At 52.2% G+C, this 22,931-nt stretch carries 19 protein-coding genes and 1 pseudogene; 12 read left to right on the top strand and 8 right to left on the bottom strand.

All coding sequences use genetic code 11. The annotated features are described in order from the left end of the window. The first annotated feature begins 402 nt into the window (after window positions 1-402). Both ACESSO_RS09440 and ACESSO_RS09435 read left to right on the top strand, forming a co-directional pair. Complete coding sequence (locus ACESSO_RS09440) at window positions 403-2,349, top strand: glucosaminidase domain-containing protein (protein ID WP_373164846.1); 1,947 nt, start codon at window positions 403-405, stop codon at window positions 2,347-2,349. Window positions 2,350-2,378: 29 nt separating this feature from the next. Further along, window positions 2,379-2,552 carry a hypothetical protein gene (locus ACESSO_RS09435; RefSeq protein WP_373164844.1) on the top strand — a complete coding sequence of 58 codons (174 nt, stop codon included), beginning with the start codon at window positions 2,379-2,381 and terminating at the stop codon, window positions 2,550-2,552. Window positions 2,553-2,739: 187 nt separating this feature from the next. Here the strand turns inward: ACESSO_RS09435 and ACESSO_RS09430 are convergent, their stop codons facing one another. Further along, the gene (locus ACESSO_RS09430) at window positions 2,740-3,669 is read right to left on the bottom strand and encodes a sugar phosphate isomerase/epimerase family protein (RefSeq protein ID WP_373164843.1); all 930 of its coding nucleotides are present in this window, start codon (window positions 3,667-3,669) and stop codon (window positions 2,740-2,742) included. Between the two features lie 444 nt (window positions 3,670-4,113). Here ACESSO_RS09430 and ACESSO_RS09425 point away from each other — a divergent pair, with 444 nt between their 5' ends. The 4 genes from ACESSO_RS09425 to ACESSO_RS09410 all read left to right on the top strand — a co-directional run bounded on the left by ACESSO_RS09425 (window position 4,114) and on the right by ACESSO_RS09410 (window position 9,036). Beyond that, window positions 4,114-5,127, top strand: coding sequence for a sugar ABC transporter substrate-binding protein (locus ACESSO_RS09425; protein ID WP_373164841.1), 1,014 nt, complete (start codon window positions 4,114-4,116; stop codon window positions 5,125-5,127). 215 nt (window positions 5,128-5,342) lie between these two features. Further along, a complete protein-coding gene (locus tag ACESSO_RS09420) occupies window positions 5,343-6,851 on the top strand; it encodes a sugar ABC transporter ATP-binding protein (protein ID WP_373164840.1) in 1,509 nt (502 codons plus the stop codon). Continuing rightward, window positions 6,844-7,827 carry an ABC transporter permease gene (locus ACESSO_RS09415; RefSeq protein WP_373164838.1) on the top strand — a complete coding sequence of 328 codons (984 nt, stop codon included), beginning with the start codon at window positions 6,844-6,846 and terminating at the stop codon, window positions 7,825-7,827. The genes ACESSO_RS09420 and ACESSO_RS09415 overlap by 8 nt, the downstream gene beginning before the upstream one ends. A gap of 204 nt (window positions 7,828-8,031) precedes the next feature. Continuing rightward, on the top strand, window positions 8,032-9,036 hold the full coding sequence (locus ACESSO_RS09410) for a Gfo/Idh/MocA family protein (RefSeq protein WP_373164836.1): 1,005 nt from the start codon (window positions 8,032-8,034) through the stop codon (window positions 9,034-9,036). A 107-nt stretch (window positions 9,037-9,143) separates the two neighbouring features. Here ACESSO_RS09410 and ACESSO_RS09405 read toward each other — a convergent pair whose 3' ends face one another. After that, window positions 9,144-10,163, bottom strand: coding sequence for a Gfo/Idh/MocA family protein (locus ACESSO_RS09405; protein ID WP_373164834.1), 1,020 nt, complete (start codon window positions 10,161-10,163; stop codon window positions 9,144-9,146). 292 nt (window positions 10,164-10,455) lie between these two features. On the opposite strand from ACESSO_RS09405, the gene hrcA reads away from it, so the two are divergent. The 4 genes from hrcA to dnaJ all read left to right on the top strand — a co-directional run bounded on the left by hrcA (window position 10,456) and on the right by dnaJ (window position 15,201). Then, window positions 10,456-11,502, top strand: coding sequence for a heat-inducible transcriptional repressor HrcA (hrcA, locus tag ACESSO_RS09400; RefSeq protein ID WP_373164833.1), 1,047 nt, complete (start codon window positions 10,456-10,458; stop codon window positions 11,500-11,502). A gap of 30 nt (window positions 11,503-11,532) precedes the next feature. Then, window positions 11,533-12,081 carry a nucleotide exchange factor GrpE gene (grpE, locus tag ACESSO_RS09395; RefSeq protein ID WP_373164832.1) on the top strand — a complete coding sequence of 183 codons (549 nt, stop codon included), beginning with the start codon at window positions 11,533-11,535 and terminating at the stop codon, window positions 12,079-12,081. 44 nt (window positions 12,082-12,125) lie between these two features. After that, a complete protein-coding gene (gene dnaK / locus ACESSO_RS09390) occupies window positions 12,126-13,976 on the top strand; it encodes a molecular chaperone DnaK (protein ID WP_373164830.1) in 1,851 nt (616 codons plus the stop codon). A gap of 76 nt (window positions 13,977-14,052) precedes the next feature. Next, window positions 14,053-15,201 carry a molecular chaperone DnaJ gene (gene dnaJ, locus ACESSO_RS09385; RefSeq protein WP_373164829.1) on the top strand — a complete coding sequence of 383 codons (1,149 nt, stop codon included), beginning with the start codon at window positions 14,053-14,055 and terminating at the stop codon, window positions 15,199-15,201. A gap of 67 nt (window positions 15,202-15,268) precedes the next feature. Here the strand turns inward: dnaJ and ACESSO_RS09380 are convergent, their stop codons facing one another. The 4 genes from ACESSO_RS09380 to ACESSO_RS09365 all read right to left on the bottom strand — a co-directional run bounded on the left by ACESSO_RS09380 (window position 15,269) and on the right by ACESSO_RS09365 (window position 19,250). Continuing rightward, window positions 15,269-16,135, bottom strand: coding sequence for an NAD(P)-dependent oxidoreductase (locus ACESSO_RS09380; RefSeq protein WP_373164828.1), 867 nt, complete (start codon window positions 16,133-16,135; stop codon window positions 15,269-15,271). A 27-nt stretch (window positions 16,136-16,162) separates the two neighbouring features. Next, window positions 16,163-17,530: a citrate/2-methylcitrate synthase gene (locus ACESSO_RS09375; RefSeq protein ID WP_373164826.1), complete on the bottom strand. Its 1,368-nt coding sequence runs from the start codon at window positions 17,528-17,530 to the stop codon at window positions 16,163-16,165. A gap of 200 nt (window positions 17,531-17,730) precedes the next feature. Then, complete coding sequence (locus ACESSO_RS09370) at window positions 17,731-18,357, bottom strand: flavodoxin family protein (RefSeq protein WP_373164825.1); 627 nt, start codon at window positions 18,355-18,357, stop codon at window positions 17,731-17,733. A 41-nt stretch (window positions 18,358-18,398) separates the two neighbouring features. Next, window positions 18,399-19,250, bottom strand: coding sequence for a YihY/virulence factor BrkB family protein (locus ACESSO_RS09365; RefSeq protein ID WP_373164823.1), 852 nt, complete (start codon window positions 19,248-19,250; stop codon window positions 18,399-18,401). A 130-nt stretch (window positions 19,251-19,380) separates the two neighbouring features. On the opposite strand from ACESSO_RS09365, the gene ACESSO_RS09360 reads away from it, so the two are divergent. Continuing rightward, entirely contained in the window at window positions 19,381-19,893 is a 513-nt protein-coding gene (locus ACESSO_RS09360) for an SLOG family protein (protein ID WP_373164821.1), read from the top strand. 74 nt (window positions 19,894-19,967) lie between these two features. On the opposite strand, the gene ACESSO_RS09355 is transcribed toward ACESSO_RS09360, so the two are convergent. Next, on the bottom strand, window positions 19,968-21,035 hold the full coding sequence (locus ACESSO_RS09355) for a branched-chain amino acid aminotransferase (RefSeq protein ID WP_373164853.1): 1,068 nt from the start codon (window positions 21,033-21,035) through the stop codon (window positions 19,968-19,970). 185 nt (window positions 21,036-21,220) lie between these two features. Between ACESSO_RS09355 and ACESSO_RS09350 the strand changes: the two genes are divergently transcribed. Next, on the top strand, window positions 21,221-22,375 hold the full coding sequence (locus ACESSO_RS09350) for a polysaccharide deacetylase family protein (protein ID WP_373164819.1): 1,155 nt from the start codon (window positions 21,221-21,223) through the stop codon (window positions 22,373-22,375). Between the two features lie 49 nt (window positions 22,376-22,424). Here the strand turns inward: ACESSO_RS09350 and ACESSO_RS09345 are convergent. Continuing rightward, window positions 22,425-22,916, bottom strand: a pseudogene (locus ACESSO_RS09345) (sigma-70 family RNA polymerase sigma factor); the annotation flags it as partial. Between the last annotated feature and the right edge of the window lie 15 nt (window positions 22,917-22,931).

Genomic DNA, 22,931 nt, shown 5'->3' with positions numbered 1-22,931 from the left:
CTCGGTGACAGCTTATTTATTATATCAGGTTTATTTCGGTTTGTCAAGAACTTTTTTCATTTCTTTTCAAACTTTTTCGACCCGCGCCGCCTCTCACCGAAGCAGCCCATTTAGTATATCAAACCGAGAAGCGTTTGTCAAGAAGTTTTTTCATTTCTTGTCGAACTTTTCCGGTTCGGCCGCCTCTCACCGAAGCAGCTTGAATAGTATACTACCCCATACGCCTTTTGTCAACACCTTTTTCTATATTTTTTGCTTTTTCCCTAAACCTCCATATACTGCATTTGAATCCCCACTTATTCCGTGGTATAATACATCCATTATCTGCTGTTGCCACCAGATGCTTAACATCCTGCTGTTTGGTGGCTTCGGCAATCACATTTTCCCGCATTGGAGGATTCTATGCTTAAACGCCTATTCTGTACTGCACTGAGTATCGCTGCTCTCGGTTGTTCTGCATCCGCGGTCAACGCACTCCCTGCTGCTACCGGTGGCCAGACCTTTTATGTCAGCACAACTCTGTCGGATGCGGCAGGTCATTTTGCTGACCCTACCATATACAATATCGACGGAAATACTTATTTCAAGCTGCGCGACTTAGGCCGGCTGTTGGATTTCGGTGTTACATACGACAGCGCTGCTAACGCCGTTCACATCACTCCCGACGATGCCTACATTCCTGCGTCCGGAGAAAGCAGCACCATACAAAACACCGCTACCGCTCCGGCTCCTGCCATTGTCACGCGTCAAACTCTTTATTTAAATGGCTCGCCCATCTCGCCTACCGTATATAATATTAAAGGTAACAATTATATTGGTTTGCGTGCACTGGGTAATCTTGTTGATTTCGGCGTTGCTTACAACTATGACAATCGACGTATCACTGCATATGCCGCTTATCCTTACGCGGAGGAAACCACGTGGTCTGCGGCAATGAACGATTTAGCCAACAACCTGCGAGTTTTGCCTGCCTCCTCCTTTTCCGCTACAGCAAGCCGATACGCTTCTGTTGTAACCGGAGATTCCACAGCCGACTGGCGTGATTTAATCAGTCAGCTCCGCGCAGTCAAAGGTGCTCCCCTGTACGCTTCATCCGGCAACACGCTGTATCGCAGCAATCTTTACTGGGCGGACAAGCTCACCGCTGCTCTAACCAACTCCACTGCCTCTGCAACACCGCAATATTCCGGCAGTCTTACCGCACTTGCCGATTCCAATTTATTTGATAATCCCGACAAGGACATGCTCCAAGCCGATTTTCAGGCTATGGCAAACGCCTATCTCGGCACAAAGCCCACTTCTTTAAGCAGTGTTACAGTTGCCAATGGGTATTCACGCGATGCGCGCAGCCGTCCTTCCCTGACCGATACATTTACGCTCACTGACGGAGTAACAGCATCCGATTACACCGCAGCCAAGCAGTATTTCTCCACCGAAATGGCCAAGCTGTCTGCACTGACCACGGACGATGAGCGTGTTGCCTATATTTATCAGCTACTGCAACGGGAATTCCGTACCGGCGGCAGCGCATCCTGGGCCAAGGCATATAACAAAAACGGCAGTGTCAGCGCGCGTTCACTGGCAGCTGCAGCAGACTGGATGTTCTCGGAAGCTGGCATCCCAGCATTTCTGGCCCGAAGCTGGTCCACCGCGTGGAACATCGTCTATGTCAACGGACAATGGGCGGTATTTGATTTCACCAAAGGCAATAAGCTCCACTCGCTGGACGATTATCGTTTCATCGATCTGAATCCCGGCTCCACTTTGCTTTTGACTCAGGTCATGCGCCCCGGCGCCTCCTACTATAATGTTCGTACCGCAACGGTCGATAAATATTTTACTTATACCAATATATCCGGAACCGCGCAGGCTACCGCTCAGCAGATGCAGACCTATATCAAAAAGGTCAATCCCAATGTGCCGCAGTCCGTTATTGATATGATTCCCTATTATCTATCCGAAGGACAAGCTGAAGGCATCCGCGGCGACATTGCGTTTGCGCAGTCCTGTCTCGAAACAGGCAACTTTACCTTCAAGGACAGCGCCGTCAAGCTGGAGCAGAATAACTTTTGCGGGCTAGGCGTTTTGGATAACGGCATGCTCGGCGCTTCGTTCGATACGCCGCAGCTTGGCATCCGAGCGCAGGTACAGCATCTGAAAGCATATGCCAACAAATCCCCCTTGAACAATCCGGTAATTGACCCGCGCTTTTCGCTCGTCACACGCGGCGCTGCACCGACAGTACAGTATCTCGGTATGCAGGAAAATCCACAGGGATACGGCTGGGCGGCTGGCGCGGATTATGGTGTGAAAATCCTTAACATTCTGGAGAATATTCTTGCCTGCTGAAGGCGATACTGAAACAGAGGTGAATTTACATGAATCGATATCATAATTTGACGGAAATGCTGGCCATCAATCGTTCTGCACACGCTTATTTCTCCCTGCTGCCGTCTCATGTCCGCCGCATGATTATTGAGCGCGGCGACTGCGTCCACTCCCAGGCAGAGCTGCAGGGCTATGCCGAGATGTTGATGCATCAGAACGATTAAAAAAGTGCTGCCGAAAATTCGGCAGCACTTTTTCTTTATTCCAATTATGAAAGCAGCCGTCAGCCTTGAACTATGCACGCAGCTGATTATCCGCGCGTATGTGTTTTACCACGGATGAATCCTTATATACGAGCCCGAGCAGAGATACTCTACTCCGGTTCATGCAAAATCAACCGCACAATTTTCCTTACTCAATATTCAACGCTTCGCGCAGAACATGCAGGCTGGCCAGATGTCCATCCAGCATGGAGAGCGTCAGATCCTCCATTTCCAGAGAAATCTCATCATCATACCCCGACATACGCACCACTGAGAAGAATTCCTTCCACCACTTGGCGTCATGTCCCGCGCCAACCGCAACATAATTCCATGCCCGCTTTGCAAAGGCGTCAATCGGCTTGGTATCGAGCATGCCGTTCGGCTGCCAGTAGCGGCGCTCCGGACGGGAATCCTTTCCGTGTACATGATAGATAGCGCCGTGCTCACCGAGCACTCTCGCTGCCTCAATCGGGTCGCCGCCCATCCAGAACAGATGCGAGGGGTCCAGGTTCATCCCAACCATCGGACCGACCGCCTCGCGCAACCGCAGACAGGTCTCCGGATTGTAGACGAGCTGCATACCGTGGTTTTCCAGCGCAATCTTCTCAATACCGCAGTCCTCCGCCATCTTGACAATTTCCTTCCATGCGGGAATCGCGACCTCATCCCATTGATATGCCAAAATCTCCTGTGTCTCCGGCGGCCAGGATGTGGTAATCCAAACCGGCGTTTTATCTCCCCTGCAGCCGGCTGGCAAACCGCTCATCATGACGATTTTCTTCACCCCCAGCATCTGCGCCAACGCAAAGGTCTTTTTCGTCACGTCCATTTCCTTTTCATAGGCCAGCGGGTTGCCAGAACAGTTCAGCGCACACAGTTCCAAACCTCTGGCGCGCATAGCGTCGTACCACTTCTCCCGCACAGTCCGGTCACCAACCAATAAATCCAAATCACAATGCGGTGCGCCCGACCAGTTTCCCGTTCCGATTTCAATCGCCGCGATGCGCTGCTCCACACAAAAGTCCAGCATTTTTTCATACGGCATATCCAACGTACAGGTCTTGATTGCCAGCTTCATGCGATAATCCCTCTCCCCTAGTTAGATTTGCTATAATTTTACCACACTGTAACCTTCACCCGCAAGGGATATCTCCAAAATATGCCCAAATTAGACATACTTTTCCCCTGATTTCCTCATGAAATTTACCCATAAATGAAATTTTTGCACAATGCACACCCTATGTTTTCCGTTTGCAAAACCATTCTTTGTGAACCTGCACAAAGCAACCCGTGACCAACTCGCTATTACCGACAAAAATAACAACAAACTCTTGTCAAAGCACCACAGATGCATTAAAATATTACCAGAACGTTGGAGCGTTCCAGTGTCCTACATATGGCAGGACAACACGAAGAGCAGCGAGCAAACGCGGGTTTGCCGCAAGGGATATCTTCCTTTTCGGCCACCGGAATCCCCGAACCGCATTTGCCTCCTGCGCAAAAAAAGGAGAGAGGTTTTATCATGAAGAAGAGACTACTGGCAATGTTACTCGCAGGCGCTATGTGTGCAAGCCTTGCAGCTTGCGGCAGCAACACCAACTCCACCGGTGACACCACTGGCGAGTCCACTGGCGAGTCCAGCGGCGAAGGCTACTCCATCGACGTCATCCTGAAGACCACGGCTTCCGAGTACTGGGGCTACGTTCAGGCCGGCGCTGAAGCGTACATGGCTGATAACCCGGACGTTAAGGTTACCGTTAAGGGCGCTTCCTCTGAAACCGCTTACGACGAGCAGCAGAACATGATTGAGACTGACCTGAACTCCGGCGAATATGACGCTTTCGTCATCGCTCCGCTGCAGGCTGATCTGGTTAAGACTCTGATCGCTGGTCAGGAAGCTCCGATTATCGCGGTTGATACCGATATCGACGCTCCGGAAGTTCTGTCTTTCGTAGGCACCGGTAACGAAGAAGCTGCTGCAATGGGCGGCAAAGCTGCTGTTGAAGCTGCTCAGGCAGCCGGCTGGACCGAAATCAAGGCAATCGCAATCTCCGGCGTACAGGGCGACGGCACCGCTACCGCTCGTCTGACCGGTTACCAGAAGGGCATCGAAGAGGCCGGCGGCACCTTCCTTGCTGACGAAATCCAGTACGCTGACGCTGTTGCCGACAAGGCTGCAAACTCCATGGAAGCTATCATGCAGAACCATCCGGAAGGCATTGCAATCATCGTTTGCAACAACGACGATATGGCAATGGCAGCTGCACGCGCTGCTAAGAGCAACGAGGCTTATGCCAACACCATCTTTGTTGGCTTCGACGGCATCCAGTCCGCTTGCACCGCTATCCTGAACGGTGAAGAGACCATGTCCGTTGCACAGGAAGCTTATGACATGGGCTACAAGGCAGTTGAGACCGCTGTATCCGCTCTGAACGGCGAGACTCCGGCTGAGTTCGTTGACTCTGGCTGCTCTGTTGTTACCAAGGACAACGCGCAGGAGCGTCTGGACACCCTGAAGAGCTATCTGGGCGAGTAATTTGCAAGCCGCTCTTGTAGGTAAGTTTTAAGTAAAAGGGAGGAACCCCTGCAGGATTGAATAATCAATGCAGGGGTTCTTTCCAGTTACGGATTCCCCGCGAGACTGAGACAAAGCGCTATGTTTCCACTATCACAGCTTTGTCCTGCAACTGTGCCGAGACCAGTTCCGTTATGTCCCGCACTTCATCTCGGAGAAGAAAAGGTGATATGCAAATGAGTGAATACGTAGTAGAGCTGAAAAACGCAACCAAGCGTTTTCCGGGCGTAGTGGCTCTGAAAAACATGCAGCTCGCCGTAAAGCCCGGAGAAATTTTGGGTTTGATCGGTGAAAACGGCGCCGGCAAGTCGACCTTGATTAAGGTATTGACCGGCGTACATCAGGCAGACGAGGGCCAGATTTTTGTTGACGGAGTAGAACAGCATTTCAAGAATCCGAATGACTCTGCGGCCGCCGGCATCGCCTGTGTTTATCAGGAACTCAATATTGAAAAACTTCTGAGCATTACAGATAATATCTTTATTAACAAGTGGATCAAAGGCAAAGGTGGCCTGCTGGACTATTCGACCATGCACAAGAAGGCCAAGGAAGTTATGGCCTCTCTTGGTCAGGATGTAGACCCGACCAAGCCTGCCGGCAACTTCGGTATGGGCGTACAGCAAATGATCGAAATTGCCAAGGCAGTTCTGATTAACGCAAAAATGATTATTATGGACGAGCCGACCTCTTCGCTTGGCGAAAAAGAGGTTGAGCAGCTGATGAAAACCTGCCGTGAGCTGAAATCGCGCGGCATCGGCATCGTCTTTGTATCGCATAAGCTGGAAGAATTGTTCGAGCTGTGCGACCGCGTCACCGTTATCCGTGACGGCGAGTACATTTCCACCAAGCCGATTGACGAGTGGGATAACGATTCGTTGATCACCGCGATGGTTGGTCGTTCTCTTGACAACCAATTCCCCAAGGAATTCGGCACTAAGAGCGCCGAGCCGATGCTCAAGGCTGAGCATCTGATGGAAGCCGGCGTGCTCCGCGACGTTTCGTTTGAAGCCTATGGCGGACAAATTCTCGGCTTTGCCGGTCTGGTTGGTGCAGGCCGCACCGAAACCATGCGCGCCATTTTCGGTGCGGATCCGCTTGACAGCGGCAAAATTATCATCAAGGGCAAGGAAGTACATATCAAGTCCCCGAGTCAGGCTATTAAAGCAGGTATTGCATTCCTGACCGAGGATCGTAAAGGTCAAGGTCTGGTTCTTGCACAAACCATTCGTACCAACCTGATTCTTGCAAACATGAAGGGCTTCAGCAATGGACCTTTCCTGAATGAAAAGCGAATTTTAGAAGTTGGCGAGAAGAATATTGCTTCTCTTCGCATCAAAACTCCGTCGATTGATGAAATTGTCGGCCAGCTTTCCGGCGGCAACCAGCAGAAGGTTGTTATCGGCAAGTGGGTTAACACGGATGCTGACATCTTTATCTTTGACGAGCCGACTCGCGGTATCGACGTTGGCGCCAAGGTTGAGGTTTACAACGTTATGAACGATCTTGTCAAGCAAGGCAAGTGTGTTATCATGGTTTCCTCCGAAATGCCGGAAATCCTCGGTATGAGTGACCGCGTTATCGTTATGCGCGGCGGCGAGGTTATGGCGGATGTAGACCGCGACAGCAAACATTTCAATCAGGAAGACCTTATGAAGGCTGCTTGGGGAGGTAAATTAGATGACTAAAACAAAAAAGTCCAGTAATTTGATGACTTATGCTGGCACGTTCGGCGCATTGCTGATTCTTTGCATTATTTTCACGATTTTCTCGCGTAACTTTTTAACATTTTCCAACTTCATGTCCATTCTGCGTCAGTCGTCGTTCAACTGCCTGCTTTCGGTTGGTATGCTGCTGTGCTTGATCACCGCCGGTATTGACCTTTCTGTTGGCGCGAACGCTACGTTCTGCGCATGCCTTGCCGGTATGATGGTCAACAAGGGTGTCAATAACTCTATTGTCCTGATTATTGTCATCATCGTTGCAGGCGTTCTGATCGGCTGGATCAACGGTACTCTGCTGACCCGTCTGCACCTGCCCCACCCCTTCGTTTCTACCCTCGGTATGAAGAACGTACTCTGGGGCGCTGGCTTGATCGTCACCGGCTCTCAGATGGTTTCTTTCTCTGGTCTGGACGGCGTTATGTGGCTGGGCTCCTCTTCTATCGGCAAATTCCCGATCAGCTTCATCATGGTTATCATTATCTACATCATCATGCATGTTCTGCTGACTCGTACCGCACTGGGCCGCTCGATCTACTGCGCAGGCGGCAACCCGGAAGCAACCCGCCTGTCCGGTATCAATTCCGCAAACGTTCTGACCTTCTGCTATGTAATCTCCGGTTTGATGGCTGCACTGGCCGGCCTTGTTTCCATCGGCCGTTCCGGTATCTGCAACGGCGTTAACGCAATCCAGCCGTACGATACCGACGCTATCGCATCCTGCATCATCGGCGGCGCTTCCTTCATGGGCGGCAAGGGCACTATGCTCGGCACCATGCTCGGCGCACTGATCATCCAGACCCTGCGTAACGGCTTTACCCTGCTGTCCATCGACTCTGCAATGCAGAACTCGATCCTCGGTCTGGTTATTATTGGCGCCGTTCTGCTCGACGTTACCCGTGAGCGTATGGAGGCAAAGGCTCGCCGTCTGGCTGCAAAGTAATAACTCATTTTCATACACCGAAAAAGGCTGCCGCTCGCGGCAGTCTTTTTCCTCTTCACAGTCTCTATGCCCTGCTTCTGATTATTCAGAAAATGGATAAATCCATGAGATGTGACTGCAATTTCAATTTTCCACGTCAAGCATAACACGTTGTCATATCATTCACTTGTTTTTTACCAATTACTAGCAAAGGAGAGAATTTATATGTTGAATATTGGTGTGATCGGCTGCGGTGCCATTGGCCGCGATCATATTCGCCGTCTGCACGATCTGGTCCCCGGCTGTCAGGTAGTCGCCTGCGCCGATTATTTCGAAGAGGCTGCTCGCAAAACGGCAGCACAATATGAAGGGCTGCGTGCTTATGCAACTGGCGAAGAGCTGATTGCTGCCCCCGAGGTGCAGGCGGTACTGATTGCTTCTTCCGATCCAAGCCACGCCGGATACGTATTAGAGTGCCTTAAGCATGGTAAATACGTATTCTGTGAGAAGCCGCTTGCACAAAACGCAGCTGATTGTGAGAAGATTATCGAGGCCGAGTGCGCACACGGCAAGCGATTGGTGCAAGTTGGCTTTATGCGTCGATATGACCGCGGCTACGCTGAGATGAAGCGAATCATTGACTCCGGTGAGCTTGGCGCACCGCTGATGATTCATGCATGTCACCGCAACGTATCGCAGCCTGACGGCTTCCAGACCGAAATGGGTGTATCCAATGTTGCGATTCATGAGCTGGACATTTGCCGCTGGCTGCTTTCTGATGAATATGCAAACGGCCAAGTGCTCAAGGTACGCCAGTCTGCCTGCTCTACTAAGGGATATGATAACCCGCAGATTGTTCTGCTGGAAACCCAGTCAGGCGCACGTATTGATGTGGAAGTGCAGGTTGCCGACGCCTACGGCTACGACATTCAGTGTCAGGTTGTATGCGAGAAGGGTACAGTCAACCTGCCTGACCCGTATGCAGTCGTTAAGCGAGCCAATGCGACCCGCTCCTTCCCCATCCTGACCGACTGGAAGGATCGTTTCATCGAAGCCTATGACATCGAGCTGACCGAATGGGTCAAGTCGATTGCCGCCGGCGGTCCGACCGGCCCATCCGCTTGGGATGGCTATGCTGCCTGCGTTGCAGCGGATGCGCTCAATCGTTCGCGCGGCACCGGTCAATTCCTGCCGATTGAAATGATGGACAAGCCTGCCATGTATAAGTAAGCTCTATCAAAAAGCCGCCCACTAAGGCGGCTTTTTTCATGCATTGTACAAGCAGCCCCGTGCCGATGGCACGGGGCTGCTTGGTGTTCTCTATCATGAAACAAAAATCAATATTCTACCTTGACCGCTTTGCCGGTATGGAACGAATCCGTGATGGCATAGGTAACAACCGTCGCTTTGGTACCGTCATAAACTGTCAACTCAGGCTTACGGTCCTTCTGAATGCAGTCAATGAAGTCCACCATCTCCAGCAAATAAGCCTCTGCAAAGCGCTGCGGGAAATTCTCGATAATTTCCTGACGTGCACCATACTGGTCATATACCATGACGCGATCCTTCCACGGAACACCCGCTACGCGGATATGGCCTTCGGTTGCAACGATTTCGGTTTCGGTATGATATCCGTGCGGCGCAGTTCGACCAACATGCAGGAACGCAACCGTACCGTTGTCAAACTTGAGCATCGCCATACCAGTCTCAGTATCGCCGTTCTCGGCAAATTCGGGATGCTTGAAGGTCGTGCCCGCAGCGTACACTTCGGTCACCTCGCCGCCGAGGAACCAACGCATCAGGTCGATGTCGTGCGATGCAGCATCAATAAAAATACCGCCCGAAGTCTTGGAGAATTTGATGCAGCTTTCAACTAACGCTTCCGGATCCAGACCGGTTGCCTTCACCAGATACGGCTTACCAATCTGACCAGCATTGATCTTCGCCTTTGCGTCCGCATAAGACGGGTCATAACGGCGCATAAATCCTAAGAAGAACACCTTATCCGGATGGCGCTCCACCGCCGCCTCGGCGCGCTTACACTCCTCGAGCGAGCAGCCAAGCGGCTTGTCTGTAAAGACATGCTTGCCGGCATCCAGAGCATACTCAATCATCCAGCAGTGCTCGGGCGACGAGGAAACGATAACCACGGCCTCGATATCCGCTTCGTCCACCATTTTTTTATAATCCGTTGTTACATAATCAACCTTGAGATAATCCTTTGCCCAATCCAACTCTTTCTGCTCCAGTGAGCATGCAGCAACCAGACGGCATCCCGGAATCTTGAAGGCCAGATTCTCCGCATGCACAGCGCCAAGACGGCCCAGGCCAACAATACCTGTTTTTACTTCTTTCATGTGATTTGTCTCCTTCTTTTATGAGAATATATTTCTCTCTCACACGGCCGACTGCCGCTTTTCTCCATACAATATCATATCATTTCACGCTCTGAAAAGCAAGCCGGAGACGCCGAATTCTCCTGCCGGTCTTGTAGCCTTGGCACTCCCTTCTGTCGTGTGACAAAGATGGGCGCATCATTTAACAAAATATTCATAAACGGCACTTGACTTTGCAGCCGCAGGATGGTAAATTAAGTTTAGCACTCAGGAGGGATGAGTGCTAAACCCTAACAGAAAGGAGTCAGGTTCGGTGGAATTGTCCGAGCGAAAAAAACAAATCCTAAAGGCGATTATCGGTGACTATATCCGCACTGCCGAGCCGGTCGGCTCCAAGGCATTGACAGAAGGGCATTCCCTCCCCTTTTCTTCCGCCACCATTCGCAACGAAATGAGCGAGTTGGAAGAAATGGGTTATCTGGAAAAGCCGCATACCTCTGCCGGCCGTATTCCTTCGCCGCAGGGCTATCGTCTGTATGTGGATGAGCTGATGGAGCAGCCAACTGACACTGGTGAGGATGAAGCGCCGCTGCAAACCATGATGCAAACCAAAGTACGAGAGCTTGACCGTCTCATTCAGGAGGCTGGCAAGCTGATCTCCAGCCTGACCAATTATGCCTCTGTCGCTATCACCCCTGCAATGACTCAAATTTCCATCCGACAGTTTGAGATCATTCCGATTGACAAAATGAATTTTGTTATCGTGGTGGTAACCGACTCCGGCACAGTCAAGAATAAAATGGTGCGCACCATGGCCGATGTTTCCAAAGAGGAGGCCGAGCTGCTCACCTACGTTCTTAACCAGACGCTAACCGGCCTGCCGCTCAGTCATATCACAGCGGAGCGCTTTGACATTGTACGTCGTGCCGCTGGTCTTTCTGCGTTGCTTGCGCCGGTTGCCGAATATATCGCAGAACTGATTGAAGAGTTAAGCAACCAAAAGGTTTTTCTGGAAGGCACCAATAAACTGTTGCGTTTCCCCGAGTATCGTGACATGCACAAGGCACAGGCATTGCTCGATTACATGGAGGATGACAGAAAGCATCTGTTGCCGGCCACACGCAAGATAGACGGTATCCAGTTTTTTATTGGGCCGGAAAACGGAGCAAATCCCTTGTGTGAAACCTCTGCAATCTACGCAAAATATGATATTGGCCACATCGGCCAAGGTGCCATTGGTATCGTGGGACCGACCCGCATGGATTACGCCAAGTTGTCCGCGCAGCTCAGCCGCTTTGCCAAGGGGCTGAATAAGCTGATTGCGGAAACCTTTTTGGACGAAAAAGACGGGAATTCCTGATTTCCCTGCAAATGGAGGCATTAAATCAATATGAGCAAAAAGAAACATCCCGAAGCTGCCGAAGCCGAACAGACGGCGGCTGCGGAACAGACAGCGGAAACCGCCGCTGAATCAAATGTAACCGAAGAACCGGCGGCGCAGCCTGCTGAGGACTGGAAAGCCAAGTTTGACGAACTCAACGACCGCTACTTGCGCATGGCTGCGGAGTACGACAACTTCCGTAAGCGCAGCCAGCGTGAACGCGAACAATCGTACAACGATGCGGTCAGCCACGCAGTCAAAGCATTGCTGCCAACCTACGACAATCTTGAGCGTGCGCTGAAAGCAGAAACAGCAGACGCCGAGTACAAAAAGGGCGTGGAAATGACCATGACCCAGTTGGTCGAAAGCCTCAAGGGCTTGAACGTCACGATTATCGAAGCGTCCGCGGGTACCGGCTTCGACCCGAATTTCCATAATGCTGTGATGCATGTGGAGGACGAAGCATTCGGTGAAAATCAGATTGCCGAAGTGTTCCAGCAGGGCTTCCAAATCGGCGACAAGGTTATTCGTCATGCGATGGTCAAAGTGGCCAACTAAAATCTTGTAAAGCAAACAGTTATCATAAAGGAGTGCTATCAATTATGGGCAAAATCATCGGTATCGACTTAGGTACAACCAATTCCTGCGTATCCGTTATGGAGGGCGGCGAAGCCGTCGTTATCCCCAACGCGGAAGGCGCGCGCACCACACCGTCTGTTGTTGCGTTCTCCAAGGACGGTGAGCGCATGGTTGGTCAGGTGGCAAAGCGTCAGGCCGTCACCAATGCTGACCGCACTATCATTTCCATCAAGCGTCACATGGGCTCGGATTATCGCGTCAACATCGACGGCAAGCCCTACTCCCCGCAGGAAATTTCTGCAATGATTCTGCAGAAGCTGAAGGCAGACGCAGAGGCCTACCTCGGCCAGCCGGTAACGCAGGCGGTTATCACGGTTCCGGCTTACTTCTCTGATTCTCAGCGTCAGGCGACCAAGGATGCAGGCAAAATTGCGGGTCTGGAAGTACTGCGTATCATCAACGAGCCGACCGCAGCGGCCCTGGCTTACGGCGTAGATAAGGAAGCCGAGCAGAAGATCATGGTTTATGACCTCGGCGGCGGTACGTTCGACGTTTCCATCCTCGACATTGGCGAAGGTGTTCTGGAAGTTCTGTCCACCGCAGGCGATACTCACCTCGGCGGCGACGACTTCGACCAGCGCATCATCGACTGGATGGTAGCAGAGTTTAAGAAATCCAACGGCATTGACCTGTCCAACGACAAAATGGCGATGCAGCGCCTGAAGGAAGCCGCTGAGAAGGCGAAGATCGAGCTGTCCGGCATGGCACAGACCTCCATCAACCAGCCGTATATCACGGCGGACGCGACCGGCCCGAAGCACCTGGAACTCACACTGACTCGTGCTAAGTTCAACGAACTGACGGCTGATCTGGTGGAGCGCACCATGGGTCCGGTTCGTCAGGCAATGAGCGATGCCGGCCTGTCCGCTTCCGACCTGTCCAAGGTTCTGCTCGTCGGCGGCTCCACCCGCATCCCGGCCGTGCAGGAAGCCGTAAAGGGCATCACCGGTAAGGAAGGCTTCAAGGGCATCAACCCGGATGAATGCGTTGCCATCGGCGCGTCCATTCAGGGCGGCGTACTTGGCGGCGAGGTCAAGGACGTACTGCTGCTTGACGTTACCCCGCTGTCTCTTGGCATCGAGACTCTCGGCGGCGTATGCACCAAGCTGATTGACCGCAACACCACCATCCCGACCAAGAAGAGCCAGATCTTCTCGACCGCAGCTGACAACCAGCCGTCCGTTGAGATTCACGTCCTGCAGGGCGAGCGTGAAATGGCAGCCGGCAACAAGACGCTTGGCCGCTTCACCCTCGACGGCATCGCTCCGGCTCCGCGCGGCGTACCGCAGATCGAAGTTACCTTCGATATCGATGCCAACGGCATCGTAAACGTATCGGCTAAGGATCTGGGCACCGGCAAGGAACAGAAGATCACCATTACTGCATCGACTAACCTCTCGAAGGAGGAAATCGACAAGGCAATGCACGAAGCGGAACAGTACGCCGAGCAGGATAAGAAGAATAAGGAAGCCGTTGAAATCCGCAACAACGCGGAACAGCTGGTGTTCCAGTCTGAAAAGGCACTGACCGATCTGGGCGACAAGCTGACCGCGGACGAAAAGAGCGGCGTACAGGCCGAGATCGACAAGGTCAAGGAAGCGCTTAAGGGCACGGATTCTGACATGATTAAGCTGGCGACCGATAACCTCTCCAAGAAGTTCAGCGATTTGGCTGGCAAAATCTATCAGCAGCAGGCTCCGCAGGGCGGCGCCAACATGGGCGGCCAGCCGGGTGCAGGTGCACAGGGCGGCGCACAGGGCGACTTTGTCGACGCAGACTTTACCGAAGTCAAGGACGACGATCAGAATAAGTAATTTCCATGCCGCGTTGGGCGGAACGGTTTCCGTTCCGCCCTGCGGCATGCTATTTTCCATTATTTGAGGGATCACAATGGCTGATAAAAGAGACTATTATGAGGTGCTTGGCGTACAAAAAGGCGCAAGCGAGGATGAGATTAAAAAGGCTTATCGCCGTCTTGCCCGCAAGTATCACCCCGACCTGAATAAAGACAATCCGGAGGCTGCCGACAAGTTTAAAGAGGTCAACGAAGCATATGAAGTGCTGTCCGATGCGGATAAACGTGCGAAATATGACCAGTTCGGCTTTGCAGGTGTTGACCCGAGCTACGGCGGCGGTGCAGGCGCTGGCGGCTTCGGCGGCTTTGATATGGGCGACCTTGGCGACCTGTTCGGCTCATTCTTTGGCGGCGGTTTTGGCGGCGGACGTTCTCAGCGCCGCAACGCTCCTCAGCGCGGCGAATCCATTCGACAGAATATCATACTTTCCTTTGAAGAAGCGGCGTTTGGCTGCGAGAAGGAAATTTCGGTCAACCGCATTGAGGCTTGCGATGAATGCGGCGGTACCGGCGCTGCAAAAGGCACCAGTGCGGAAACCTGCCCGAACTGCCGCGGTACCGGTGTCGTGACACAGACGCAGCGCACACCGCTCGGCATGTTCCAAACACAGGGAGCCTGCCCGAACTGCCGCGGTACGGGTAAGATTATTAAAAAGCCGTGCAGCAAGTGCGGCGGCGCAGGCCGTGTGCGCAAGACACGCAAATTCAAGGTGAATATTCCGGCCGGTATTGATGAAGGACAATCCATCCAGCAGCGCGGTCAGGGCAACGCAGGTATCAACGGCGGTCCGGCAGGCGATCTGTTCGTGACCATCTCCATCCGTCCGCATCCCATTTTTACACGCGAAGGCCAGGACGTTTATGTGGATATTCCGATTTCGTTTACGCAGGCAGCATTGGGCGATACGCTGCAGGTGCCGACCATCGATGGACGTGTCGAGTATAAGGTGCCCGAGGGTACGCAGACCGGCACGGTATTCCGTATGAAGGGCAAGGGTATTCAAAATGTAAACGGCCGCGGACGCGGTGACCAATATGTCCGTGTGACCATTGAAGTGCCGAAAAACCTGTCCGAAAAGCAGAAAAAGCTGCTGCGGGAGTTTGAATCGACCTCTACAGACGAAAACCAGAGCAAGCGCAAAGGCTTCTGGGACAAGGTAAAGGATGCGCTGGACATCGACTAAGCATCGCAGCATGAAACAAAGGCTCGGAACCGAATGGTTCCGAGCCTTTATTATGTTCCTATTTGGTTTACTCGTTATTTCCCCGATAATAGCGGATGAGCGCCTGCGTTCCCAAATCTCCCATCCCTTCAGCCTCCAAATCGCCGTACATCGTGCAGACCCGCTCGAGTACAGGCAGAGAGCCAAAGTCCTGTCCTTGCGCAATTTTCATGTCCTTGATGAAATGCTTCAGGAAAAATCCGGGCGCATAATCCTCCCGCATCATCTTGGGCATCAGGTTTTCCATCTGCCACGAACCAGCTGCGCCCTTGGAAATGCTGTCCAGCATTTTCTGCGTGTCCAGTCCTGCTCGCTCGGCATAGGCCAGCGCTTCGCTGACGCCTGCAATCGTGCCCGCAATGGCAATCTGGTTCGCCATCTTGGTATGCTGACCCGCTCCTGCCGGACCTTCGTATACAATCTGCTTACCCATTGCCTCAAACAGCGGCAGGCAGGCTTGAAAATCCACTTCCTCACCGCCTACCATGATGGACAATGTACCATTCTTTGCGCCTGTATCACCGCCCGAAACAGGCGCATCGAGCACATGCAGACCACCCGCTGCGCCTTCTTTATAGATTCGAACGGACAGCTTTGGGTCAGTTGTTGTCATGTCAATCAAATAGGTACCCGGCTTGGCTGCTGCAAGAATACCCTCCTGTCCGAAGTAAACCTGCTCAACATCCTTTGGATAGCCCACCATTGTAATCACCGCATCTCTGCCGGATGCACACTCTGCCGCAGAATCACACCATGTCACATTGTTTTCTGCCAGAAAATCCTCCAGCTTGGATTTGGTACGTGAATAAATCGCCACCTCGTAACCTGCTTTGAGCAGATTCTTCACCATGGAACGTCCCATTACACCTACGCCAATAAATCCAATTGACTGCATTTTTCTTCCTCCCATCCAAATCTATGGTCAACGATCTTTGAGCGACACGTATCCCGTTGCCGGCTGCACACAGCGATAAGCCGGACGAATAATCTTATCCGTATTCACTAACTCCTCGAGCCGATGCGCGCTCCAGCCGACAATACGGGCGATCGCAAACACCGGGGTGTACAGTTCAGGCGGCAATCCCAGCATGGAGTACACAAAACCAGAATAGAAATCAACATTTGCCGAAACGCCCTTATAGATGTGACGTTCATGCGCGATTACCTCAGGCGCGAGTCGCGCAACAAGAGAATAGAGCGCAAAATCTGCATCCCTGCCCTTTTCATGGGCCAGCTGCCCGACGAAAGACTTGAATACCTCGGCACGGGGATCGGAGATGGAGTAAACCGCGTGGCCTAAGCCATAAATAAGGCCCTTGCGGTCAAACGCCTCCCGGCGCAGTAAACGGCCCAGATAATCTGCTACGGCTTCTTCATCGGTCGTATCCGTCACATTCTTCTTCAAATCCTCAAACATCTGAACGACCTTATAATTTGCGCCGCCATGCTTCGGCCCCTTGAGTGAGCCGAGTGCTGCGGAAATCGCCGAATACGTATCCGTACCCGATGAGGTGACCACATGGGTGGTAAACGAAGAATTATTGCCGCCGCCATGCTCCATATGCAGCACCAGCGCCAGATCCAGCACGCTGGCCTCCAATGGTGTATACTGCATATCCGGCCGCAGCATGCGCAAGAAGTTGGATGCCGTGGACAAGCTGTCCGATGGATAATGGATGTACATACTTTCGCCACGCTCATAATAATTATACGCATGGTATGAATAGACCGCAAGCATGGGGAACACTGAAATCAGCATCAGGCACTGACGCAGCACATTGGGCAGTGTGATTTCATCGGCATTATTATCATAGGATGCCAGCGTCAGCACACTGCGGGAAAGGCTGTTCATCATATCGTGCGTCGGCGCCTTCATGATGACATCACGCGTAAAATTTGTCGGCAGGGTGCGTCCCTGCGCCAACAGATTTTTGAAATCGCTCAGCCGCTTTGCATCCGGCAATTCACCGAAAAGCAGCAGATAAGTGACTTCCTCATAGCCCTTGCGCCCATCCCGGATAAATCCCTGCACCAGATCATTGATTTTGATGCCGCGATAATACAGCTCGCCATCACAGGGAACCAGCTGACCGTCTACCTCTTTTTTGGAGATGATATCCGATATGTGTGTCAGTCCCGCAAGCACGCCTTCACCATTCAGGTCACGCAAGCCACGCTTCACATCGTACTCTTTGTACAGTGCAGCATCTATGTGATCATGCCTCGCACAAAGCGACGCCAACGCTTCTACCCGCGGCGTGACCTGCAAGATATCGTGTTCTGCCGTCATATAGTATCCACCTTTCCATTATATACTATCCCATGTATATATTGTATCTGGAAATACGCAAGGCTTCAACGACAATTCGGTAACATCCTGTTAATAAACTGTGAATTTTGTTTAGAATTCAATATTTTTCCAGCTGCATATCCGAATGCAACCGCCAGTCCCAATTGAAAAAGGAAGGCACATGTGTGCCTTCCTTTGTATCATCGAATGTAGTTGAACATGGTGCGGCTATGTGTCTCCGGCGGGGCGATTCCTGCTTTATCGATGACCTTTAGCATCCATGCGATATTGCGGCCGAGTTTTTCAATGACTTCTACCCCCTCAATATCCTGCTTGCACTCACCAATGTCCGCTCCATGCACAGCGTTCCAGTAATCCGAAGTGACCAGCACCATTTCCATCGCATCCATCAAACCGAGCAGTTGCTGATACGTCTCCATGCCGCCCGAACGACGCAGCGTGCACAGTGCCGCGCCGACCTTATGATGAAACTGGTTTTCACCGCAGCAAGCCGCCAGCATGATCCGATCCATCACGCACTTCATACTCCCCGCAATACCGCCGTGATATACGGGCGAAGCCAACACGATCGCGTCTGCCGCAATGCACTTCTCAATAATTTCGTTGACACCGTCATCCGCCTGTACGCAGCGCAGTGTATTGTTATTCAGGCAATGATAGCAGGCCATGCACGGATGCACCTTTGCACCCGGCTGACATACTTCAAACTCGATGCCCTCCTTTGCCAGCACACCGCCGAGCACTTCCAGCATCTGCGCGCAGTTGCCGCCCTTTCGCGGCGAACCATTGATCGCTACAACTTTCATTTTCTTGTCCTCCTTTTTTTCTATGAACCAAGTGAAACCTTTCAATCAATATGCTTTTCGTTCTCCAGCCGATACAGCCGCATGACCACCAAGGTATGGTTAAGCTGCGGACCCATTAAGAGAATCATGCTGACAATATACAGCCACAGCATCAGCACAATGATAGCGCCAAGCGAGCCGTACAGCACAGAGTAGCTTGCCATATTATCCACATAAAACGAAAAGCCCCACGAAACCAGCAGCCATGCCACCAAAGAAAACAATGCCCCCGGCCACACCTCTCGAAACTTCAGATGCAGATTGGGTACAATGCGGTTAAACAACATCAAAAATACAAAAATGAACGGAATCATCACCCAAAAGCTGGCGTCATGCGTCATATTGAGTACCGGCTGCGGAATCGGTGCCAAGCGCGGCAGCAGACGAATCAATGCTTTGCCCGCAACGACCAGCACAAAGCTGCACACAACCGATACCAAAAAGCCCGCCGTGATGCCGAACGAAATCAGCACATCCCAAATCATACCACGCGCAACCTCAACATGGTAAATATCATTGACTGTGCGCATCATCGAGCGCACTGCGCGCGAGAGGAAATACAACGTCAACCCAATACCAATCAGCATGGGACTGACCGGCGGCGTTGCCGCAAGCTGCTCCAAATAGGAAACAATTAACTGCTGCAAGCTCTTGGGCAGCATTTCCAGCACTGGTTCAATCCCCTCCATCGACAAATTCAATCGAGCGAGAAGTGCGTTCAGGAAAATCAACAGCGGAAAAAGCGAAAACAGCAGGAAATATGACAATTCTGCTGCCGCCTGTGGAATGCCATCCGAAAAATACCGGTAAACCATGCGCTTGACCAAATAGAAAAAGCGGTTTTGTCCGTTCATGGCCCCCTCCTCTTTCCTCCGCAGTTTTTATTATTGTACCAGCTTTTTTTCGTATTTACAACTTGCGTTTTCCTCTGCGGTGATGTATACTGTCAACAATAGAACATTTGTTCTGATTGGAGGGATGAAAATGCAGACCAACCGTGCCGCAACCTGTTGCTTTTCAGGCTATCGTGTCGAGAAAATGCCCTTTTCTGCGAACGATCCTCTTATCGATACATTGACTGCCGCGCTTGACCACGCAATTGCAAATGCCTCAGCACAAGGATATTCTGTATTTTTTTCCGGTATGTCCACCGGTTTTGATCTATGGGCTGCTGAGGCAGTGCTACGGGCGCGAAACACACTGCCGGTACAGCTGTTCTGTGCCATTCCGTTTGACCGTCAGGCCGACCGCTACCCTCCCGAATGGAAGCGACGCTTCAATCATTGTCTGCTTGCAGCCGACCGCGTATTCGCCCTGTCCCGCGATTATTACACCGGATGCTATGCGGCGCGCAATCGCTTTATGGTCGACGCCTCCTCCCTGCTCATCTGCTATTTTGACGGCAAACCGGGCGGTACCGCGCAGACCGTCCGTATGGCAGCACAAAACGGTCTGCGAATCATCAATCTGGCAGACGGCCAACTGCAGCTCTTTTAAACAGGAATGCAAAAAAACGCCCTCCGACGCATAATGCGTTGAAGGGCGTTTGCTTTTTCGGAAAAACCGCTTGATTAATCTACCTTGACTGTCCAGCCCAGCTCATCGGGCAGCGTACCCCACTGGATACCGGTCAGTGTGTCATATAGCTTGTGGGTGATTGGACCGATCTCGCCATTGTTGATATAAGCCACGTCGCCTTCATAGCGCAGCTCACCCACCGGAGAGATAACCGCCGCCGTGCCAGTGCCGAACACTTCTTCGAGCTTGCCGTCCTTAGATGCCTTCATGACATCCACAATCGGCAGGCGTTCCTCAGATACCGGAATACCCCAGTGCTTGAGCAGATCAATGCAGCTCATACGGGTCACGCCCGGCAATACCGTGCCCACACAGGGAGCAGTATAAACCGTGCCGTCAATTTTGAAGAAGCAGTTCATCGAGCCAACCTCTTCAACATACTTATGCTCTACGCCGTCCAGCCACAGGGTCTGTTCGTAACCAAGGTCGTGTGCCTTAACCTGCGAAATCAAGCTGGCCGCATAGTTGCCACCACACTTAGTAAAGCCAGTGCCGCCCGGGCAAGCGCGGGTATACTCATCCTCAACAAAAATCTTGACCGGGTTGATGCCGGTGGAGTAATACGCGCCAACCGGCGAGCAGATGATGATGAACTGATGGGTCTTGGACGGACGCACACCGAGGTGCGGCTCAGTCGCAATGACAAACGGGCGGATATACAGGCTGGTACCCGGCTGATGCGGTACCCAATCCTTCTCCACAGACACGATTGCCTTGACCGCCTGCACAAAATCCTCTACCGGCAGGCTGGGCAGACACATACGATGATTGGTATTGATCATACGCTGCGCGTTCTTATCCGGACGGAACAACTGGATCGAGCCATCCGGCGTGCGGTAAGCCTTCAAGCCTTCAAAGGATTCCATCGCATAGTGCAGCACCATCGCCGCAGGATCAATCGACAGCGGCTCGTACGGCACGATACGGGCGTCATGCCAGCCCTGCTCCTCATCATGGTCGATGATTAGCATATGATCGGTATAATAGATGCCGAAACCCAGTTTATTTTCGTCCGGCTTGGGCTTTTTTTGGTCTGTGAGCTGTGTTCTGATCTGCAGCATGGTGGATTCACTCTTTCTGTTATAGGTTTTGTACCCTTTCATTATAGCACTTTGCCAAGATAAAGCAAGGCGTTTTTTTACAAGAAGGATGACAAACCATCTGCTTTTTGTTATAATATGTTCGTATAATTTGCTGAAAGGAGTGACCGCGTATCCCACGCAAGCTGAAAAAGCTGCTCAGCCTTGTGCTCTGCGCAGCTTTCATTACCGTTATGCTCCCCGCACCGGCCCACGCACTGACATTAACCGCGGTCAACGATACGCTCCTGCCCTTGTCCGACAGCACCATGCCGACACGGCTGGGCGGTGAACTGTATGTCCCATATAGCGTGTTCTCTTCTCTGGGGGTTTCGGCTTCCAACGAGGATAATGTGCTGAATCTGTCTTCCGGCGGCGAAACACTCAGCTTTTCCACCACAGAAGGATATGTATATGACCAGAACCTGAATAGCTATTCCACCCCGGCTTATGATATGAACGGCTCGATTTATGTGCCCGTTAAGCTGTGCTGCGGCAAATTTGGACTGAGCTATTCCACGCTGTCTGCCTATGGCGAAACTGTGCTTCGAATCACGGATGGTTCTGCCTCCAGTGACTCTTCTTTTGCCTCCACTCAAGGCAGTGCTATCGAAAGCGCAATTAATGCATATAAGGGTATTACGCCTTCCCAACCCTCGGATAATGTGCCGCCCACGCCGCCGCAGCCGACGGAGCCGCCCATTCCAAAGGTAGAAGAGCAGCCTGCTCAAAAGCCTGCCCGTGTGTACTTAACCTTTTACGGCGCACCAACGACCAGCACAACACCCGCTATCTTGGATGCACTGCAAAGCGCCGGACGACTGGCAACATTTTTCCTGCCGACCGATACCTCTACCTGGCCGGACGACGTAATCCGCCGCATTGTCGCAGAGGGACATACCCCTGCCCTCCTGCTTAATGCAAATGAACAAACTTCATCCGAGGATATGCTGGCTTCGCTGACTGCCGCCAACGATCGGCTGAACTTTCTGACCGGCGTATCCGCCCGCATTGTCTCCAACGATACCGGCTGCAACAAGCTGACGCAGGCGCAGCGCGATGCATTAACCGGAGCAGGCTATCGACTGTGGGACACTACTCTCAATTGTGGGGACGATACACAGTCCTCGGCACGCGCTTACGCCACCACCGCGCAGCAATTTGCTTCAACCACTGCAACCGTTATCCTCAGACTGCACCACAGCCGTAACACAGCGCAAACCGTACAGTTATTGACTGGCTATATGTCCCGTCAGGGGATTCCCTCCTCGCGTGTCACCTTTGGTACCACGCCCATCAACAGTGCTTCCGATACCCGATAAATCCAAATATCGCAAAAGCAGGCCAGAAACGGCCTGCTTTTTTCCTATATTATATGCGTTTTCGAATATGCTCCAGCGCCCCCTTTTCCAGACGGGACACCTGCGCCTGTGAAATGTGGATTTCGTCGGCCACCTCCATCTGAGTACGCCCTTCGAAAAACCGCAGACGGATGATGCGTTTCTCCCGCTCGTTCAAGCTGTCAATAGCCTCCCGCAATGCAATGCTGGCAAGCCACTGCTCATCGGTATTTTTATTATCCCCTACCTGATCCATCACGCAGACTGTATCCGTGCCGTCATGAAACACCGGTTCAAACAGCGAGACCGGGTCAAGGATGGCGTCCAACGCCAGTACAACCTCTTCCTTCGGCATATCCATCAGCTTTGCCAGCTCCACAATGTCCGGCTCACGCTGATGCTCGCGCACAAACGCCTCCTTGGCCTGCAGTGCCTTGTAAGCGGTGTCCCGCAGACTGCGCGACACTCGCAGCGCGCTGTTATCGCGCAGATACCTCCGAATTTCCCCAATAATCATCGGCATGAACATACAAAGTCG

The organism is Agathobaculum sp. Marseille-P7918 (assembly GCF_964248325.1).
In the GTDB taxonomy this organism is placed as follows: Bacteria; Bacillota; Clostridia; order Oscillospirales; family Butyricicoccaceae; genus Agathobaculum.
Note: the sequence above shows the minus strand (reverse complement) of the source record. Positions and strands in the feature narration are given on the sequence as shown.

Excerpts from the sequence above, each read along its gene's own strand:
- ACESSO_RS09410 (WP_373164836.1), top strand. The coding sequence starts at position 8,032 with ATGTTGAATATTGGTGTGATCGGCTGCGGTGCCATTGGCCGCGATCAT.
- ACESSO_RS09420 (WP_373164840.1), top strand. The coding sequence starts at position 5,343 with ATGAGTGAATACGTAGTAGAGCTGAAAAACGCAACCAAGCGTTTTCCG.
- ACESSO_RS09360 (WP_373164821.1), top strand. The coding sequence starts at position 19,381 with ATGCAGACCAACCGTGCCGCAACCTGTTGCTTTTCAGGCTATCGTGTC.
- ACESSO_RS09425 (WP_373164841.1), top strand. The coding sequence starts at position 4,114 with ATGAAGAAGAGACTACTGGCAATGTTACTCGCAGGCGCTATGTGTGCA.
- dnaJ (WP_373164829.1), top strand. The coding sequence starts at position 14,053 with ATGGCTGATAAAAGAGACTATTATGAGGTGCTTGGCGTACAAAAAGGC.
- grpE (WP_373164832.1), top strand. The coding sequence starts at position 11,533 with ATGAGCAAAAAGAAACATCCCGAAGCTGCCGAAGCCGAACAGACGGCG.
- ACESSO_RS09375 (WP_373164826.1), bottom strand. The coding sequence starts at position 17,530 with ATGACGGCAGAACACGATATCTTGCAGGTCACGCCGCGGGTAGAAGCG.
- ACESSO_RS09440 (WP_373164846.1), top strand. The coding sequence starts at position 403 with ATGCTTAAACGCCTATTCTGTACTGCACTGAGTATCGCTGCTCTCGGT.
- ACESSO_RS09355 (WP_373164853.1), bottom strand. The coding sequence starts at position 21,035 with ATGCTGCAGATCAGAACACAGCTCACAGACCAAAAAAAGCCCAAGCCG.
- ACESSO_RS09365 (WP_373164823.1), bottom strand. The coding sequence starts at position 19,250 with ATGAACGGACAAAACCGCTTTTTCTATTTGGTCAAGCGCATGGTTTAC.
- dnaK (WP_373164830.1), top strand. The coding sequence starts at position 12,126 with ATGGGCAAAATCATCGGTATCGACTTAGGTACAACCAATTCCTGCGTA.
- ACESSO_RS09430 (WP_373164843.1), bottom strand. The coding sequence starts at position 3,669 with ATGAAGCTGGCAATCAAGACCTGTACGTTGGATATGCCGTATGAAAAA.
- ACESSO_RS09380 (WP_373164828.1), bottom strand. The coding sequence starts at position 16,135 with ATGCAGTCAATTGGATTTATTGGCGTAGGTGTAATGGGACGTTCCATG.
- ACESSO_RS09405 (WP_373164834.1), bottom strand. The coding sequence starts at position 10,163 with ATGAAAGAAGTAAAAACAGGTATTGTTGGCCTGGGCCGTCTTGGCGCT.
- ACESSO_RS09370 (WP_373164825.1), bottom strand. The coding sequence starts at position 18,357 with ATGAAAGTTGTAGCGATCAATGGTTCGCCGCGAAAGGGCGGCAACTGC.
- ACESSO_RS09435 (WP_373164844.1), top strand. The coding sequence starts at position 2,379 with ATGAATCGATATCATAATTTGACGGAAATGCTGGCCATCAATCGTTCT.
- ACESSO_RS09415 (WP_373164838.1), top strand. The coding sequence starts at position 6,844 with ATGACTAAAACAAAAAAGTCCAGTAATTTGATGACTTATGCTGGCACG.